Origin of the sequence: Paenibacillus helianthi, assembly GCF_001909055.1 — a bacterium.
GTDB classification, from domain to species: domain Bacteria; phylum Bacillota; class Bacilli; order Paenibacillales; family Paenibacillaceae; genus Paenibacillus_AQ; species Paenibacillus_AQ helianthi.
In genome coordinates, this window is record NZ_LVWI01000059.1 from 33,716 (window position 1) to 50,766 (window position 17,051).

The following is a 17,051-nucleotide window of genomic DNA, read 5'->3' on the forward strand; positions in this document are numbered from 1 at the left end:
GAACAAAATAAATTGTAAATATTGACGGATATAGGAGGTTCATCTATAGTTTAAGTTAATAATTTATTCGTGACCTGTTACCGGAAGCACCCGTAATGAAGGCTTATTAGCCTTTGCTACGGGTGCTTTTTTTGTTGGGTACAGGCAGACGGATGACCCCATAGGAGGAGAAAAATGAATACTCTTAAACATGCTGTCCTGGCCCTTCTGTCGTTGCTGCTTCTATCGCTGCCCCTTGCAGGTCTGACGGCAGCTTCCGGAACGGAGCTAACCCCTTCGATTCAGGCCGCTTTTGATTTAACTGCCGCGGTTGCCGATTCTTCATCAAGAAGCAAGCTGAAGAGCCAGTACAGCGAATTGTCTGCATTGTCGGCGCAATATGACAGCAGAGAGGAACAAATCCGCAAGCTTCATGAAGACAACGCACAGTCACTCATAGCCGTGAAGGAGCAAATCAAGAATATTGATCAGGCCACTGTAACCCGGCTTAGTGCTGTGGTTGTCAGCACCAAGGGCCGCTACCAGCCACTCTTTGACCAGTACAGTGCGCTGAACACCCGCATCTCCCTGCTCAGGGGCCTTAAGGACAAGTCCTTAAATTCTATACTGCGTGCCCAGTCCGATGCTATGAAAATCCTTGTCCAGATGGCACGCCAGGACATCCGCGACCAAGAAGCACAACTCAAAGCCGCCAAGGATATCCGGACCAAGAAAATAGCTGCAGTACGCAAGACACTGGCCGGGATTGAAAGTCCGCAGACGTCCATCAAGACACAGAAAAGTGTTGCCGTTTCACTGAACAAACGCCTGACTGCAGATTGGAGTGACTTCAAATCTGCCATCCGCAAGAAGAACCCTGCCCTGACTGGCGGCTCCTTGACATCATTGCTCTCCGGCCACCAGCAGATCGCAGCCAGCAAGCAAAAGATTATTGAACTGGAACAAAAGGTTGCCGCTGTAATCGCAGCCGCCTCCAGACAGATTACATCCTGATCCCCACAAATGTGTCTTCCGCCTGCTTATCGGCATATGTTAGGTAAGAGGCACAGCTATAGGATGAAGGAGGCTTACATCTATGCATATCTGTATGATCGCGCCGGAACAGTTTCCGGTGCCGGGAGATGGCTCTGTGGAAATCTGTATCTGGGCAATCGCCAGAGAACTGGCCCGGCGGCATACAGTGACAATCGTAAGCCGGAAGGCTCCGGGACTTCCCGAAGCCGATAAACTGGAGCAGGTGCACATGATCCGTCTGGCTTCAGGTACACCTGCACGTTATCTTGCTTCGGTGCTGGACTACCTTGAAGGGGAGCATTTCGATGTGATACAGGTCGACAACCGCCCCCAGCTGATGGCCGCCGTTAAGCGCCGGCATCCACGCACACCGGTGGTCCTGTTCCTCCACTCCTTGACCTTTGTTCCGGCTGAAACCCGGATTGCCCGCAGCCTGGCAAGGGCTGATCTTATCGCGGTCAACAGCCGTTCGCTGCAGCAGAGACTGTCCCGGCGGTTCCACGGTCTGGGCGGAAACATCCGGGTGGTACCACTAGGTGCCGACTTGACCCGGTTCTTTCCCGCAGAGCAAGCGGAAAAGCAGCAGGCGCGCAGGATCTTTCGCCTGGGTCCTGTTTTTACTGTTCTGTTCGTCGGACGGATTATCCCCCGTAAGGGAGTGCCCATATTAATTAGAGCCATGCGACTGCTCAATAGACGTCTGCCGGCACAGTTGATTATCGCCGGCCACGGCAAGCCGCGGTATATCCGGCAGCTTAAGGCCATGTCCCGGCGCCTGGGGGTTCGGGTCACCTTTATCGGTAAGATCGCCCATGAAGATATTCATGGTCTGTATCAGGCGGCCGATGTCTTCGTCTGCCCGTCCCAGCGGCATGAATCCTTCGGACTGGTCAACGTGGAGGCAATGGCCTCAGCACTGCCGGTCATCGCCTCGAACAATGGCGGTATCCGGGAGATCATCGTATCCGGTCATAACGGATATTTAGTGGATCGTTACCGTGAAGCGGCTCCATTCGCCAAATACCTGCTGCAGATAGGCCGCCAGCCGCAGCTGGCAGCCAGGATCGGACTCCAGGGGCGGAGTGACGCGCTGCAGAATTTCGGATGGCAGCAGACGGCGGCAGCAATGGAGAATCTGTACCGTGTTCTTTTGCCATATAAGGAGAATTCAGGGAAGCTGCCAGCTCCCTGACTATGCGACAATGTGTAACACAGAATTTGTGATCATATTCGCAGGATACAGCTACAGTTAATATTATACTCAGATTGTAAGCGTTGCCATTATGCAAATGTATCACTTATACGGCTACCTAGACATTGGCAACCCCCTACAACACACTATTCGCTGTAGAAAGGGTGCATCGTTATGTTAATGATCAAGGCTATAGTAAGACCCGAGAAGGCGGATGCAGTTATGGCTGAACTGCTGCTTGCCGGTTTCCCCTCCATCAGTAAGATGGATCTGCTCGGCCGCGGCAAACAAAAAGGGATTCAGGTCGGCACCAATCATTATGATCAAATCTCCAAGAAGCTGCTGATGATCGTCATCCAGGATGATGAGAAGGAAGATGTCATCAGCATTATTATGAGAACGGCAAGAACCGGTGAGCACGGCTCCTTCGGTGACGGTAAAATATTCGTGCTGCCTGTGCAGGAAGCCTACACGATCAGCAACGGAAAGAACCAGTTATAGGCTACTTGTCCATCTATGATAAGCACCTGCGAAAAAGGCAGCAAAGCGCATCCCTGTTCAGAATCTGATTCAGGGGATACCGCTTGCTGCCTTTTTGTATACTAATGCTCTCCGGTTCAAAACATCTGGATAACGGTCAGGACCAGCCCCACTACAAAGCCGCACACCGCGCCATTGACCCGAATCCATTGCAGATCCTTACCCACCTTATCCTCCAGCATATCTACCAGACTGGCGTCATCCATCTGATCCAGGTTTTCTTTGACCAGAAGCCCCAGCCGGTAATGATTCGCTTCTACGAAGTTGATCAGGGAAGCACGAATCCGCTCCTCCCAGCCTTGAATCCACTCCTGCTCCTTGCTGACACGGCGGGCCAGCATGGCATACAGTCCAAACAGCCTGCGCCCCCCCGCAGACTTCTCTTCTTCCAGCAGGGCAACCGCCTTGCCGCGGAATCCTTCAAGCTGCTCCTGCAGGAACGCCACAGTGGATTCACTCTGCAGTTCATTCAAGCCCCAATCCTTAATCGCAGCGATCCGCGCCTCGTCATTCACCAGTTGAAAAATGGCAACACGGATCTCCTGGATGATCTGGTCACGATAAGGACTATCCTCTTCGCGGAAATCACGGATACCGGATTGCACCATACCCTGCAGCATTTCTCCCAGCATCTCGGCATCCACAAATCCGACGAAAGCCTGAAAAGCCATTCCCTTGAGTCCGCCCAGCTTCACCTCAGCCAATTTCTCGCTGGCGATCTTGCCCAGCATCGCCCGTGTCTCAGGACGGGCCGTCCAGCCGGAGATTCCACCCAGTGCATAATCCAGGGCAGCAACGTCCTTCCCGTCATTCATGAGCTTGGTGATAATGGTATCCGCTGCCGATCCAAGCTTCGCTTCACGGATATAGCTGGCGGCTGCTGACTGAATATAAGGCACAGCCTGAATGACCGGAAGCTTCTGTACGAAGCTTCTGATCTGCTCCAGCATTTCAATTCTCGCTTTTTTCCGGGCGAACAGCCGGGTTAGAAGAGTGCTGCCAAGCGCCACTATGTGGATCTTGCGAAGTTTGTTCTCGATACTCGCCTTGTTCAGCAGCTCATTCTCCATCGCAGAGATCAACGATTGAATAATTTTGTCCCGATTCTTCAGCAGAAGTGAGGTATGAGGAATGGGCAATCCAAGCGGATGACGGAAGAGCGCAGTGACGGCGAACCAGTCAGCAATCCCCCCAACCAGTCCGGCCTCAAAGCCGCCCCTCAGCAGGATAACGGTCAAATTTTCCGGCAAAAAGAGTGTAATCAAAAAACCGCAGGCCATAACAGCCAGCGAGATAGTCGCTAAATTTCTGGATTTCATTCGCAGTTCCCCCTTGCCTAAATGAATGGATGCTATCTGTAGGTCTGCCTTATATTGTACCACGGCAGAACTCTTTTCGAAAAATCCTCCATTACTGGACTAAGAGTAATTGCTCCCGGCGGAGCTGGAATGTGCTGGATGAACGGGATTCCTGAATTGTATGATGAGGGATTCACAGAAGATAACGTATGTATGGAGCTCGACAAGCCGGGGAAGTGTGGAAGAACAGTTCGAGCTGTATGATGAGGATATTCAAGAGGAGACGGGCTGGATGCGAACCTATTGATGATCGGGCTGGCCGGCTACCGAATTGCCACGAAGAACGCCGCACCGGTTCTAAAAGAAACGGCCGACTTTGTTGCGGGGAGCTACGCGAAGAATAGTGCCACTGGGGGTATGCACATCTATTTTGAAGAGAGGTAGGGGGAATAATGAGAGTCCTAGTGCCGGCCTGCTCTATATCTGACGATGCAGTATATAGCTCCAATATTCACCGTTAGCAAAATTAAAAGGATCAAATGTTGCGTCGTTGTCAGTGCAGTCAGAATTGGAATAAACATAATTTTCCTCCCTATTCGTATTTAATAAAGGTACCCCGTTAGCAGACGGTTTTTGGAGTGCTGTATTGATTAAGCAGATGATCCAAAGCTACAGACTGTTCAATCACCTTGGGATGTGTCAAGAACCCGTATTTTTTTTGCATCTGGTATAGCTTCTCCCTGGCACGTTCTACACGAAGCAGTGTCGCACTATCATTGTTCTGCATCGTTCCACCTCCTCTGTGTAATATTTTAGTACAAGCTGTCAAAAAACGGAACCCGTATTGAACCGCGCCTATTTATTTGCACAATGCCCGAATATCCGGTTAATGGACCAGCCCTGCGCTCCCCTGCCTGAATGCTAATATGTTAATATGTACGGGAGATTGCCGAAATGCCAAACAATACAAACATTAGGGGGAATCACAAGTTGAATATGTATCCTGGGATTGCCCAGTTATATCATAACCGTATGCTGCGGACAGAGCTGGAATGCGAGGCATTTGATCTGGCCCTGGAAGGCCTGGCTGGAGATACAGAGGATGCAGTGATCCAGCAAATCTTCCGCGTCTTCGATGATGATACCGAGCAGGAGGAGATTATGTTCGGACTTGTCCATTTCGTGGAGAGCTACCAGATGGAGATGTACCTTACGCAGCTGCTGGAGTCCCTGCCGGACATGCTGGAGAATGCGCGCAACTGGGCCATTGTGCTGAACCAAAGAATTCTGGACGACGACATCAGCCGCAGGGAATACGCCGATATCGCCGCCGGAATGAGCCCAAGAATCAAGAAATCACTGGCGTTTCTGCTGGAGGAGATCAAAGAGGACAACCCGAGGACATATGAGCGCAAGGTTAATGCCGTTCTTGGACAATTACAATGAAACACCACGGACGGGCGGACAAGATCAGCGAAGCTTGAACGTTCGGACGATTCCGGGGATATCGTCATTTACCATGCGGGACAGGATGCGGATCGGTCTGCCGAATCTTGCATAATCATAGTCATCGCCTTTGGCATTCAGAAACTCGTCGGGAAGCTCCTCGGGCACCATGTAAGCGTAGATTAGCCCGTTACGCACAGCCAGTCTGACTATCGGGGATTCATCGTAGCCCTTGGCCCGCCACTGCTTCAGAGTCATCCGGAACACCAGCAGTGTGAGCGCCGATTCATAGACTTTCCCTTTATATTTAAAAAGGAAATCCAGAGCGTATTCTGCATCCTCCAGCCGCCGGGTTCTGCTTCTGACCACTGTGTAGCATTTCCAGCTGCGGGGGAGCCTGATGCTGAAGCCATACTTCGGGCTCTGGTAGAGCAAGGTTTTTGGAGGGCCTGCCAGAAGGCCCGGGTGTTTCCTTTTCACTGCCGGCTTTCTTATCCGGGTGACAGGCTTCATCACGATCACACCTTTGCCGTAATAGATTTCAGAGCATAGCATACGTATACTAGTCAGAATATTCACAGCACCCAAGGAGTGACACCCTTAACCGATTTAATTAAGTAGAACTGTTCCAATTCGTCGATTGCAGGGACAACATTGCAAATCTGATGGTATAGTATAGATCGGCTAAAATTTAATTTATCCCGCAATGATATAAACGAAGGTGAATCCAATGAACAAGCTTTTATTTCACAATATACCGCTGGGAGCTACCGGTGAACGCATTCCGCAGGCGAACATCGCTTCTACCCGGACAAGCCGCGACATCGTGAAGCCCGGAGACCCCGATGGTGCTTACTTCCGCAGGCTGGAGGAGGGCGGAATTCTGCTCAACTCTCCGCAGATCGCTGCGGTGCGGCATCACCAGGGCCCGCTGTTGACCCTGGCCGGAGCAGGCTCCGGCAAAACCTCGGTGCTGATCTGCAGAACCGGATATTTGCTGTCCGTCCGGGGAATCTCCCCGAGTCAACTGCTGCTGCTGACCTTCTCCAATAAGGCAGCGGCGGAAATGCGCGACCGGATCGCCCTGTTGCCTGGCGTCAGCGAGAGTGACGCCGCCCGCTTGCAGGCCCGCACGTTTCATTCTTTTTTCCTCTATTTCCTGCGCCGTCAGGGCCTTCAGCAGGAAATTTTCAATGAGACCCGCCGCCAGCATATTCTGCTGAAGCAGATCATGCGCGAGCTGGGGCTGCCGAAGGATGCCTATCCCCCGGAAACCCTGCTAGCTCTGCTCTCCTCCTGCAAGATGAACCTGGGTGAGCCTGGCGATCTTCCGGAAACATCAACCGCTGAGCAGGAAATGAAGGCGGTTCTGATGCTCTATGAGCAGTGGAAGACCGACAATTTCAAAATCGACTTTGATGATGTGCTGCTGATTGCCTACCGGATGCTAAGGGAGAAGCCCGCGCTTTTGCTGGAGCTGCAGATGAGGTTTCTGTATGTAATGGTTGATGAGTTCCAGGATACGAATGCGCTGCAGTATGAGCTTGTCAAAATGATCGCCCACCCGCAGCATAATCTGATGGTGGTCGGTGACGATGACCAGACGATCTATTCCTTCAACGGAGCGCGCAGCGAGTTCATTCTTGAATTCGAGAAGTTATATCCGGGTGCCAGGGTTATCACACTCGATATTAATTACCGTTCCGGCCCCGCGATTGTCGGCCTCGGCAACGGAATTATCCGCCACAATAGACGGCGTAGATCCAAAACTCTGCAAGCAGCCAAGGGCAGCGGACGCCAGCCCCGGTACCTGCGCCCGCAGACGGCGGACGAGGAAGCCGAGCAGATCGTAGATCATATCCTGAGTGAGGTGGCTGGCGGAACTCGAGCATACAGCGATTTCGCTCTGCTCTACCGGGCTTCCAGCAGCAACCGGGCTTTGCTGGAGCTGCTGCTGCTGCGCGATGTTCCGTATATTGACTACGGTGAAGGCCAGCTGCTCTACGAGCATTGGCTGATCTCTCCGGTACTCGATCATCTGCGGTTGTCGCTGAACCGGCGAAACTTCGCAGCGATAGAGAATATTCTGCCGACTCTGTACATGAACCGGGAAAAAGGCATGAACCACATCCGCCGGATGGAAGCCGTTCAGCCCAAGCAAGGGCCGCTGATTCACCTGATGTCCCTGCCGGGGATGGAGGATTTCAAAGGCGCAAAGCTGAAGGAACGGCTGGAGCTGATCCGTGGCCTGGCTCAGTTGACCCCCGTTCAGGCAATCCGCCAGATCCGCACTACCTTCTATGACTACTTCATCGAAGCCAATGAGCGGCATCAAGCCACCCTCCACCGGGAGATGCTAAAAGAAATGCTCGATGAGCTGGAAGCGTCAGCGGAACGATTCGACAGCCTCGCGGTATTCCTGGAGTTCATCGATCATGTGACCGAACGCAATGAGCAGAGCCGCCTGCCCGGCCTCAAAGAGCAAGGAAACCGGGTTGCGCTGATGACAATTCATAAGTCGAAAGGGCTGGAGTTCCCGGTAGTCTTCCTAATTGGGGCATCCGAAGGCATTCTCCCTCATAGCTCTGCGCTGGAGGGCGATCGGCTGAAGGACCGAAAAACTGCAAAAACAGCACCGGGCAGCCAAAGCAGCACGGTAGTTGTTGGCAATGCAGCAGGCCTCGACGCGCTTGAAGAGGAACGGCGGCTGGCTTATGTGGCCGTGACCCGGGCCCGCGAGGAACTGTTCATCAGCTCGCCAGCGCGGCACCGGGGCAAGAAGGCGGAGGTCTCCCGATTTATGCTGTCCGCCTTCCGCTCTGCCGTATCTGCTGCCCCGGCTACTCCGGACAGCGCAGCTGCCGTAAGCAGAACCCCGGCAGCAGCACGCACTTCCTCCGGCCGATCCCACGGGGGAAGAACCCATACGGTTCCCGTCTGGAATTGCACGGGAAGCAGCTGTCCGGGCTGGACAAGGATGAAGGCAGGCGGGTCCGAGGAGCACCTGTTATCCAAGCCATGCCCGCTGTGCAGCTCCCCGATGGAGAAGAGCAGCCGGGAAGTCCCGGTGTAACGGGGATGTGCTCTAAAAATGGTCCCGGACCCAAAACGCCAGCAGTGCCTGTATCAGGCGCTGCTGGCGTTTTGTACACCGCAAACTACAAAAACCCCTTCTAACAGACGTAGCCGGAATCATGAAATCATGAGTTCCCTGCACGTTCTGCCCGAAGGGGCTGCTGTATGGTTCATCTTCTATTTAAGCCGGAGTCACTGCCGGTTCTTCTGCTTCTTCTTCATGTATGACTTTAATCTGAATCATCACTGTACTTGGATCCGTCAGCACTTCAACGCCATCCTGGAAGATCAGATCGGACACGAGCAGCTGGTCGCCGATGGCAAGATCACTGATATCCACTTCCATTGAGGTTGGCAAATCGCCTGGCATACAGCGGACTTCAACTTCATATATTTCGACCTGCAGTGAACCGCCTGCCTTGATGCCGGCTGCTTCTCCCGCAAAATGAATGGTAACTTTGCTGTCCATGCTGATATTCATATTAACATGCTGAAAATCAATATGCAGGACCTTGCCTGACATGGAATCCTTTTGGATATCCTGTACAACTACAGGAACAGATGTATTGTCAGACAGCTTACCCTGTAGAATAGCGCGAGGATTCGTTCTCAGCACATCCATCAGCTCTTTTTCATTGGCTTCGAGGCTTAGAGTATCTTTATTAATTCCGTACAGTACAGCCGGGATACGCCCCTGTTTTCTGGCGATATTCAGGTTGGACTTAGTTTCAGCCGTACGATTGCTCAGTAGAATAAATTTACTCATTTCTTATTTCCCGCTCTCTTCGACCATAAATTCTTGTCATTACAAGTATATCATGACCATAGAATCTAGTCAAACCAACCTCTTTTCTACTGCTCATACTCCAAAAAAGGGTCCGGGATCTCAATCTGGTAGGCTTCGGCATCGCTAACCCCCACGGACAGCACCGCCCGCCCATTCTCTCCACGCACCAGCCCTCCGCTGAAAATGACATCCTGCAGATCCGGGCGTTTGCCTGGACCAATGGGAAAATCGCCTCTGGTAGCAATAATTTTGACTGGTGTCGTTTCAAACGTTTCGGGATTGAGGGAGAAGACCATGGAATAATAATGTTTTTGTCCCAAGCGGTCAAAGCAGGCAATATGCCCAAGCACGCCCACATGGCCGTTTTTCAATAATTGCGCTTCGTTTGCTCCTCCCCATTCTTCGGGCACAAACTGATCCTGAAATACCTCTGCTTCTACGAAGGTCTGTTCATTCAGCTCCTCCAGTGAATCGATGATGGTGAACCCGATCTGTCCTCTTCCGCCTTTGGCTCCTTGCGGCCGTGTGAATACGCCTATTCTGCCATCCTGAAGCTCAATCAGCCGGATATCCTTCATCGTTCCCGGACCCGAGGAGAAGTGGCGCATGGAGTCAATACGATAACCCCGGTAGAACTGGGTCACCCACGAGACGATCCGTTGCGGATTATCCGCTGCGGTAATGACCTCTACCCCTCCGACAATGAGTTCCCCTTTTATTAACGTTACACACGGGTCCTGCAGGTTGTATGTATGCGTATGTGCCCGGGGAATCCAAACTCCCTCCCGGAGTGTAAAAAAGAAGACTTGAGAGAACTCGCTGTCCCGTTCCTCAACTCTCCCCAAAATTACTGCTTCCCCATCGTGCTCAAAAGGGGCGGTTATGTTGTATACATCACGTTTGCCTACACCGGAGAAGACCAGCTTCTCTACGTGCACTGTTCGAAGATTGGCAAAGAAGGTATCCAGCAGTTCGTTACAGGTTGCCGTCTTGACCGGGCTCCTTGTCATTGCCTTCCTCCTTATAATCGTGTGCTCTATCTATTGCCCAATCGTTCTCATCCGATTCCATGCGGATCAACTCACCCGGTTGAATATTAAAGTAGGTGCACAGCTTGAGCAGCAGATCACGGGGATACTGCACCATCTCGTCTTTGTACATCCGCCGGACGGAATCGAAATGGTAATTGATATCCTTGGCAAGCTTACGGATGGATAATTTGGGGTCATGGCGTTCCATAACCTCACTTAACTTACTGCGTATGACTGGCATTCATACACCTCCAACAACACTATATCTGGAGTTTAGAAGGTAGTCAATAAATTGACAAGAAAAAATGGTCATGTTATAGTGTGAGAAGGAAATAAATTGCAAATCCAAAATTTTATACCACTTTTCCGTCTAGAAAATAAAGTTCTCTTTATTTTCTTTTTTTATGCCAAATTATAAGATTAATAGGGAGGCTCCTCAGTATGAAACACACCAGCAGCAGCCGTAACATCGTCTTTTTGTCCACCAGCCTGCCTAGAGAATGCGGAATTGCTACATTCACTCAAGATCTATTGGATCAGTTCTCGAAGCTCCAGGGCTGGAACAAACCGAAGATTATCGCAATGAACAACAACGAAACCTACCGTTACAATGACCAGGTGATGAGGGAAATCAACCAAAACACACTGTCCGATTATATAGATGCCGCCGAAGCTATCAATCAGTCCAACACCGATCTGCTGGTCATTCAGCATGAATTCGGGATCTATGGCGGAGAAAGCGGCGAATACCTGCTCAAATTTATCGAGAAGCTTCATGTGCCCTACGTGGCCATTTTCCATACTGTATTAACGAATCCAACCCCCAAGCAGCACGAAATTATTACCCGGATTGCCAAGCTGAGCGTTAAGGTAGTCACGATGGCCCAGTCTACGGTACAGGACTTAATCTCCGTCTATCATATCGACGTAGCCAAAATAGCCTTTATCCATCACGGAGTGCCTTTTGTAGAAACAGCCTCCAGAGCCGATCTTAAAGTGCAGTACAACTTCGGTGACCGTAAGATTCTCTCTACCTTTGGATTTCTGAGTCCCGGCAAGGGCATTGAATATGCTATTGAGGCCATGAGCGGTGTGGTCAAGCAGCATCCGGATGCACTCTATATCATCTGGGGCAAAACCCATCCGGTAGTCAAGCTTGAAATCGGCGAGGTATACCGGGAAAAACTGACAAACCTCGTGCATGAACTGGGCCTGACCAATAATGTGCTATTCGTCGACAAGCTGCTGACGCAGGAGGAAGTAATCCAGTCGCTGGTGATGTCGGATATCTATATGACCCCATATCTCGGCAAGGAGCAGGCGGTCAGCGGAACACTCGCTTACGGTATCGGCTATGGCCGGGTGATTGTCTCTACTCCTTACCGGTATGCGAAGGAGATGCTTGCCGGGGGACGCGGCCTGCTGGCTGATTTCCGGGATTCCGCTTCCCTGGAAACCTGCATTCTGGCGCTGCTGGATGATCCGACCAAGGTGGAAGAGATGGAGAGCCGCACCCTTGAGCTTGGAAGAACCATGATGTGGAGTGAGGTTGCAAAGACGTATGCTGCCATCTTTCAGGATATCATTGCCCACTCCAAGCAGGCAGACCGGAGTGTGATTTGATGCAGATCCCTGCGGCTGTAAAGTTCAAAACCGACTACCTGCGTAGAATAACCGATGATACGGGGATTTTTCAGCATACTAAATTCGGCGTTCCTGACCGCTCTAAGGGTTACACCACCGATGACAACGCCCGGGCCTTGATTGCAGCCGTACTCATGTACAAGCAAAGCCCGGATTCCGCAACATTGGACCTGATTCACACGTACCTGTCTTTTGTCCATCACGCGCAAAATGAGCAGGGCAACTTCCGCAATTTCATGGATTACAACCGTTCCTTCATGGAAGATAACGGCTCTGATGATTGCCAGGGACGCACCCTGTGGGCGCTGGGTTTTATGCTCTCCTATTCCTCCATTCTGCCAGATAATCTGCTAAATACCTGCCGGTATCTCATTAATCAATCCCTGCCGCATATTGAGAAACTGGGTTCTCCCAGGGCTGTAGCCTACGCCGTCATTGGTCTCAGCGATCTTATTAATACACCCGGTGCATTAACCTATTCCTTCCCTTATCCGCACACATCTGAGAATACAGCGGAAGAAGCAGCCTTTCTGCCTAAGAGTGTTATTACTGATCTTATCGAAAATATTGCCGTCCGGCTGCATAATCAATACACCCGCACCAAAGGCGAGGGCTGGAACTGGTACGAGGACAGCCTCACCTACGGCAATTCCATGCTGCCCTGGGCGCTGCTCCGAGCCTTCCGCATTTCCGGTAATCCCGACCTTAAAGCGACAGCCAAAGAAAGCCTGGACTTCCTGGCTTCACGCACCTTCGCACCAGAAGGTTATTACAAGCCCATTGGCAGCCATGGCTGGCTGCCGCGCGGCGGCAAGCCTGCGGAGTATGACGAGCAGCCGATTGAGGCCTGCGAAATGCTAATGGCCTGCCGCGAAGCCGCAGCAGTGCTCAAGGACCCGGCCTATACGAAGCAGGCGGACCTCTGCTATGCCTGGTACACAGGGCATAATTCCCTGAAGCTCCCTCTCGTGGATAACCAGACCGGGGCCTGCTACGACGGCATCCACAGCACGGGACTGAATCTGAATCAGGGCTCGGAGAGCATTATTTCCTTCTCCATTGCCCATCTGGTGACCCATCATGGATAAATTCGCCACGATTCTTGCCGGCGGCGGTGGTACCCGCTTCTGGCCGTTGTCCAGACAAGAGATCCCCAAGCAGCTGCTCAATATCAGCGGAAACGACATCATGCTGAACGATACAATAGAACGGTTCAAAGGCATTATCCCCCAGGAAAATACCGTCATTGTAACGAACCGCACACAAGCAGTGCTGCTGGAGAGCATTATGCACAGCAGCGTGCTGAAGAGCAATATTCTGATAGAGCCTGTTGCACGAAACACTTCAGCCAGTATTCTATTCGCTGCCTTCTCCATTATGCATATGAACCAGGAAGACTCGCTGATGGTCGTCCTGCCTTCAGATCATTATATAACCGATGAACCGCAGTTCCGGCTGACGCTGGATGAAGCCTGCACCGTCGCCATGGAGAGCGATCGAATCGTCACGATCGGCATCAAGCCCACCTTCCCCTCCACCGGCTACGGCTATATTGCATATGATAAAGAACCTATCGCCGTAAATCCGGTAGAGGTGTATGATGTGGCGGAATTCGTAGAGAAACCGAACTTCCAGAAGGCGCAGGGCTATCTGGCATCCGGCAATTATCTGTGGAACAGCGGGATTTTTATCTGGAAGACTTCAGTGATTATTGATAACTTCAAACGTTATCTGCCGCGGCTCTACAACACGATGCTGCCCATCAGCGAAGCGCTCGGTACGGAGCAGGAGGCGGAGACGATCAGCCGGATCTATCCGCTGCTGCAGAATATCTCGATTGATTACGGCATTCTGGAGCGTTCCGACGAGGTGGTTGTTCTCTCCGGCCAATTCGGCTGGAATGACATCGGCAGCTGGGATGCGCTAGGTGCCATCTTTCCTCCCGATAATGCCGGCAATATTATCAAAGCCAATCATATAGGTATCGACACCCACAACTCGATCATCTATGGCAACGGACGGCTGATTACCACCATCGGTGTGGACGGATTCATCATTGCCGACACCGGCGATGCGGTCCTGATCTGCCCCAAGGACAAGGCCCAATCCGTCAAGGATATCGTGGATCTGCTCAAAGAGAAGGGCATGCTCGAATATATCTAAGCAGGTTTGGTAAAAGAAAAAGGGACTGTAGCTATTTCAGCTACGGTCTCTTTTTGGATTACAGAAAATCCCCTTTCCCTAGCTGTCCAGCTCTGCTGAAAGGGGATTTACGGATTTTTACAATAAAATCTGCTGCGGTTAATATGTTTCTCGGGAATGTTACTGTATCTATTCTGTCAAAACCTTCACGCCTTGCTCCAGAAAGGGTTTTAAACTAGTCTTAAGCAGAGCCTGCAAATCGCCCTCTCTCATTTCTGTAACCATTAACTCAACTGATTCAAGGCCTTCAACAACCCTAAGTCTGTACTTGCACGATTCAATATCTTTATCTTTCATCAAGACCATAGCATTCACTAGAAAATCAAAATTGAGGATTGATTTTGCCTCTTCTTTGTCTTTGGGTTGATACCAAATACGATGAACTTCATCCTCGAAATTCACAACATTCTTATAGGGGAACTCGTTAACGTATGAATAACCGTATTCAAAATACAAATATTCTCCACCGGCAGGAAAGCTATATATAATGTCCAATAAAAAATCCATACCGTTACTTCTTCCCTGAAAGACTTTGTCCAAATAATAAACTGACATTCATTCTCTCCTCACCATGGGTCCTCTTTGTCAAAACCATACAAATACATTTTTTCAACAAGAACTTTTCCCTGTCCAGCTTACTTCAAGGCAAATGTTTTTGTGAATAATTTTTTAGCATTGCAACATAATCGCTTCCTCAAATGTATATAGGGCAGAACCACGGAAACGGTGGTAAATTTTGAGCCAAATAAGAGAGGGAGTTATAACAATGAAAAAAATGGTAGCTGTTGTACTTAGCGGTATGATGTTGATGTCCTTTACGGCGTGTTCTACTAACGGGTCTGCAAAAAACAATTCTCAAGCGCCGAAAAGTATGCAAGTCATCGGGGCAAAGAATGCCCAGATTCCTAATCCTTTTCAAAAATTTGATAGCATTGCAGAAGCAGAGGCGTTTGCCGGGGTTACTATGACACTGCCCTCCCAAGTGCCTGCAGGCTACACCCAGAAACTGATCGAGGCGATTAAAAATGATATGATCCAGATTACTTATCAATCTGGCGATGAGCAGTTAGTGATCCGTAAAGCAAAGGGCAGTAAGGATATTAGCGGAGATCATAACAAATATAGCGAAAATCTTTCGTTAACGGTTGGCGACAAGAAAGTCGTAACCAAAGGGGATGATGGTAAAATCCGCGTTGCTACATGGATTGACGGGGAATATACTTATTCGATCTCGTCTACAAGTGACGAGGCTGTCCTCGATGCTGCTGCCGTAAGTGCAATGGTTGACACGATTCGTTAATTAAACCAGAGGACAAGGGGATGGCGGGACTGTAGCCGTAGACCGCCATCCCCTAATTCAGGAAGGTGATCGGATGATTGGTATATGCAGGAAGCGGAATCTGATTTGGGAATGGTTCCTCCTCTTAAGGATGGAGCTTTGTTCCCCGTTGTACTCCTTGTTTTCTGCGGCAGCCGGGGATAGCCGTAACAAGGTACTTCCCATGCAGGAGCATTTACGGTCAGCACAGATAAATGACCAAGCCCAGAAATTAATGTCTCTCTATGGGAAGAGTGTCTTGCGTCTTGCCTATTCTTATCTGCACAACATGAGTGATGCAGAGGATGTCTTGCAGGATGCATTGATACAATATATAAAAGCTCAACCTCATTTTGAATCCCCCGAGCATGAAAAGGCATGGTTTCTAAGGGTTGCCATGAATATTAGCAAAAACAAGATCAATTATAATAAGGTCCGTAAAACCGATGATCTCAATGAAGACCTGGTAGCAAGCGCCGCAGAGGATCTGGCTTTTTTGTGGGAGGCTGTCAAGCAGCTTCCAATGAAATATCGTGAGGTCGTACACCTTTATTATCATGAGGGCTATTCTACGGCTCAAATCGCATCTTTATTAACAGCCAGAGAGTCAACGGTACGTTCATGTCTGCTGCGAGCAAGAGCCAAGCTTAAGGTTGTACTGAAGGAGGGGTACGATTTTGAAGAATAAGTATAATGAAGTGATGGAGAGGATAGAAGTTACCCCAGAGATGCAAGAGCGCATTCTAGACCGTCTTCAAAAGCTGGATTGGGAACAGGAACCAAACAAAACAAGATTCTCTTTTTCACCTTACAGAAGGTACATCGCCATAGCAGCATGTTTCATGTTTTTGTTGGCGGGTTCATTAATAATCCAGCATGCTACCCAAACACCAAGCGACCCTCCGGTTATGGTGAAACCCAACATCGTTGAACTCAATTCAGTTCAAGACTTGTCCAAGGCTGTAGGATTCACCATGCAGGAACCCGAACATTTACCATTTATCGTTGATAGCGTACAGTATACGGCTTACTGGAATGAGCTTGGGCAAGTCACCTACACGGGAGAAGCCAATAGCGTTGTGTTCAGAATGTCATCCGGCAACGAGGAAGTAAGTGGAGATTACGCAGAATACACCAGTATTAAGGACTCCACCATTAATGGAAATGTCGTGACTATGAAAGGAACTGATCATCAATACGTACTTGCGCTTTGGCAAAGCGACGGCTTCTCCTATTCCGTGCAATTCACTAAGCCTGTATCCGAACAGGAACTGATAAATACTGTTGAGAGCGTGCGGTGATTGCATAAAGCACCAACCTGAATGATAACATGTGAATAGAAATATGCAGAAGGGTTTGAAATTCGGCATACAACCAAGCCCTTCTTCCGCTATTCCGGGAGATGGGCTTTTATCCATACTGAAGCTTCGACAAGTTGAAGTACCTAGCCTACTGTCCAATCTTTTAGGTTCTCTCTATTCGTTATAATTATTGAATCAAACAT

19 protein-coding genes are annotated in these 17,051 nt (G+C 50.2%); 12 read left to right on the top strand and 7 right to left on the bottom strand.

Annotated elements, in window-relative coordinates; genetic code table 11:
* The first annotated feature begins 174 nt into the window (after nt 1-174).
* The 3 genes from A3844_RS22000 to A3844_RS22010 all read left to right on the top strand — a co-directional run bounded on the left by A3844_RS22000 (nt 175) and on the right by A3844_RS22010 (nt 2,707).
* Entirely contained in the window at nt 175-993 is an 819-nt protein-coding gene (locus A3844_RS22000; protein WP_074086618.1) for a hypothetical protein, read from the top strand.
* Between the two features lie 82 nt (nt 994-1,075).
* The gene (locus tag A3844_RS22005) at nt 1,076-2,206 is read left to right on the top strand and encodes a glycosyltransferase family 4 protein (RefSeq protein WP_074086617.1); all 1,131 of its coding nucleotides are present in this window, start codon (nt 1,076-1,078) and stop codon (nt 2,204-2,206) included.
* Nucleotides 2,207-2,380: 174 nt separating this feature from the next.
* On the top strand, nt 2,381-2,707 hold the full coding sequence (locus tag A3844_RS22010) for a P-II family nitrogen regulator (protein ID WP_074086616.1): 327 nt from the start codon (nt 2,381-2,383) through the stop codon (nt 2,705-2,707).
* 116 nt (nt 2,708-2,823) lie between these two features.
* Here the strand turns inward: A3844_RS22010 and A3844_RS22015 are convergent, their stop codons facing one another.
* Nucleotides 2,824-4,065 carry a DUF445 domain-containing protein gene (locus A3844_RS22015; RefSeq protein WP_074086615.1) on the bottom strand — a complete coding sequence of 414 codons (1,242 nt, stop codon included), beginning with the start codon at nt 4,063-4,065 and terminating at the stop codon, nt 2,824-2,826.
* Between the two features lie 160 nt (nt 4,066-4,225).
* Here A3844_RS22015 and A3844_RS33785 point away from each other — a divergent pair, with 160 nt between their 5' ends.
* Complete coding sequence (locus A3844_RS33785) at nt 4,226-4,351, top strand: hypothetical protein (RefSeq protein WP_256702483.1); 126 nt, start codon at nt 4,226-4,228, stop codon at nt 4,349-4,351.
* A gap of 312 nt (nt 4,352-4,663) precedes the next feature.
* On the opposite strand, the gene A3844_RS22020 is transcribed toward A3844_RS33785, so the two are convergent.
* Nucleotides 4,664-4,831, bottom strand: coding sequence for an aspartyl-phosphate phosphatase Spo0E family protein (locus A3844_RS22020; RefSeq protein WP_074086614.1), 168 nt, complete (start codon nt 4,829-4,831; stop codon nt 4,664-4,666).
* A 209-nt stretch (nt 4,832-5,040) separates the two neighbouring features.
* Between A3844_RS22020 and A3844_RS22025 the strand changes: the two genes are divergently transcribed.
* The gene (locus tag A3844_RS22025; protein ID WP_074086869.1) at nt 5,041-5,490 is read left to right on the top strand and encodes an Imm30 family immunity protein; all 450 of its coding nucleotides are present in this window, start codon (nt 5,041-5,043) and stop codon (nt 5,488-5,490) included.
* A gap of 24 nt (nt 5,491-5,514) precedes the next feature.
* Here the strand turns inward: A3844_RS22025 and A3844_RS22030 are convergent, their stop codons facing one another.
* Complete coding sequence (locus tag A3844_RS22030) at nt 5,515-6,069, bottom strand: hypothetical protein (protein ID WP_244169830.1); 555 nt, start codon at nt 6,067-6,069, stop codon at nt 5,515-5,517.
* Nucleotides 6,070-6,220: 151 nt separating this feature from the next.
* Between A3844_RS22030 and A3844_RS22035 the strand changes: the two genes are divergently transcribed.
* Entirely contained in the window at nt 6,221-8,563 is a 2,343-nt protein-coding gene (locus A3844_RS22035) for a UvrD-helicase domain-containing protein (protein WP_074108463.1), read from the top strand.
* A gap of 183 nt (nt 8,564-8,746) precedes the next feature.
* Here the strand turns inward: A3844_RS22035 and A3844_RS22040 are convergent, their stop codons facing one another.
* The 3 genes from A3844_RS22040 to A3844_RS22050 all read right to left on the bottom strand — a co-directional run bounded on the left by A3844_RS22040 (nt 8,747) and on the right by A3844_RS22050 (nt 10,624).
* The gene (locus tag A3844_RS22040; protein ID WP_074108464.1) at nt 8,747-9,331 is read right to left on the bottom strand and encodes a 50S ribosomal protein L25; all 585 of its coding nucleotides are present in this window, start codon (nt 9,329-9,331) and stop codon (nt 8,747-8,749) included.
* Nucleotides 9,332-9,417: 86 nt separating this feature from the next.
* Nucleotides 9,418-10,362: a DUF1861 family protein gene (locus A3844_RS22045; RefSeq protein WP_074108465.1), complete on the bottom strand. Its 945-nt coding sequence runs from the start codon at nt 10,360-10,362 to the stop codon at nt 9,418-9,420.
* On the bottom strand, nt 10,328-10,624 hold the full coding sequence (locus A3844_RS22050) for a helix-turn-helix domain-containing protein (RefSeq protein WP_074108466.1): 297 nt from the start codon (nt 10,622-10,624) through the stop codon (nt 10,328-10,330). Before A3844_RS22050 ends, A3844_RS22045 begins: the two co-directional genes overlap by 35 nt.
* A 200-nt stretch (nt 10,625-10,824) precedes the next feature.
* Between A3844_RS22050 and A3844_RS22055 the strand changes: the two genes are divergently transcribed.
* Genes A3844_RS22055 through A3844_RS22065 form a run of 3 tightly spaced genes read left to right on the top strand, consistent with a single transcriptional unit; the run spans nt 10,825 to nt 14,190 of the window.
* Nucleotides 10,825-12,006 carry a glycosyltransferase family 4 protein gene (locus tag A3844_RS22055; protein WP_074108467.1) on the top strand — a complete coding sequence of 394 codons (1,182 nt, stop codon included), beginning with the start codon at nt 10,825-10,827 and terminating at the stop codon, nt 12,004-12,006.
* Nucleotides 12,006-13,115 (top strand): glycosyltransferase, encoded by a 1,110-nt coding sequence (locus A3844_RS22060; protein ID WP_074108468.1) that lies wholly within the window; start codon nt 12,006-12,008, stop codon nt 13,113-13,115. The genes A3844_RS22055 and A3844_RS22060 overlap by 1 nt, the downstream gene beginning before the upstream one ends.
* On the top strand, nt 13,108-14,190 hold the full coding sequence (locus tag A3844_RS22065; protein ID WP_074108469.1) for a mannose-1-phosphate guanylyltransferase: 1,083 nt from the start codon (nt 13,108-13,110) through the stop codon (nt 14,188-14,190). The genes A3844_RS22060 and A3844_RS22065 overlap by 8 nt, the downstream gene beginning before the upstream one ends.
* 168 nt (nt 14,191-14,358) lie before the next feature.
* Here A3844_RS22065 and A3844_RS22070 read toward each other — a convergent pair whose 3' ends face one another.
* Nucleotides 14,359-14,784 carry a hypothetical protein gene (locus A3844_RS22070; protein ID WP_074108470.1) on the bottom strand — a complete coding sequence of 142 codons (426 nt, stop codon included), beginning with the start codon at nt 14,782-14,784 and terminating at the stop codon, nt 14,359-14,361.
* Nucleotides 14,785-14,995: 211 nt separating this feature from the next.
* Here A3844_RS22070 and A3844_RS22075 point away from each other — a divergent pair, with 211 nt between their 5' ends.
* From A3844_RS22075 to A3844_RS22085, 3 genes are all read left to right on the top strand, one after another.
* Complete coding sequence (locus A3844_RS22075) at nt 14,996-15,529, top strand: hypothetical protein (RefSeq protein WP_074108471.1); 534 nt, start codon at nt 14,996-14,998, stop codon at nt 15,527-15,529.
* Between the two features lie 253 nt (nt 15,530-15,782).
* A complete protein-coding gene (locus A3844_RS22080; RefSeq protein WP_143191740.1) occupies nt 15,783-16,235 on the top strand; it encodes an RNA polymerase sigma factor in 453 nt (150 codons plus the stop codon).
* Nucleotides 16,225-16,848 carry a hypothetical protein gene (locus A3844_RS22085; protein WP_074108472.1) on the top strand — a complete coding sequence of 208 codons (624 nt, stop codon included), beginning with the start codon at nt 16,225-16,227 and terminating at the stop codon, nt 16,846-16,848. The genes A3844_RS22080 and A3844_RS22085 overlap by 11 nt, the downstream gene beginning before the upstream one ends.
* The last annotated feature ends 203 nt before the right edge of the window (nt 16,849-17,051 follow it).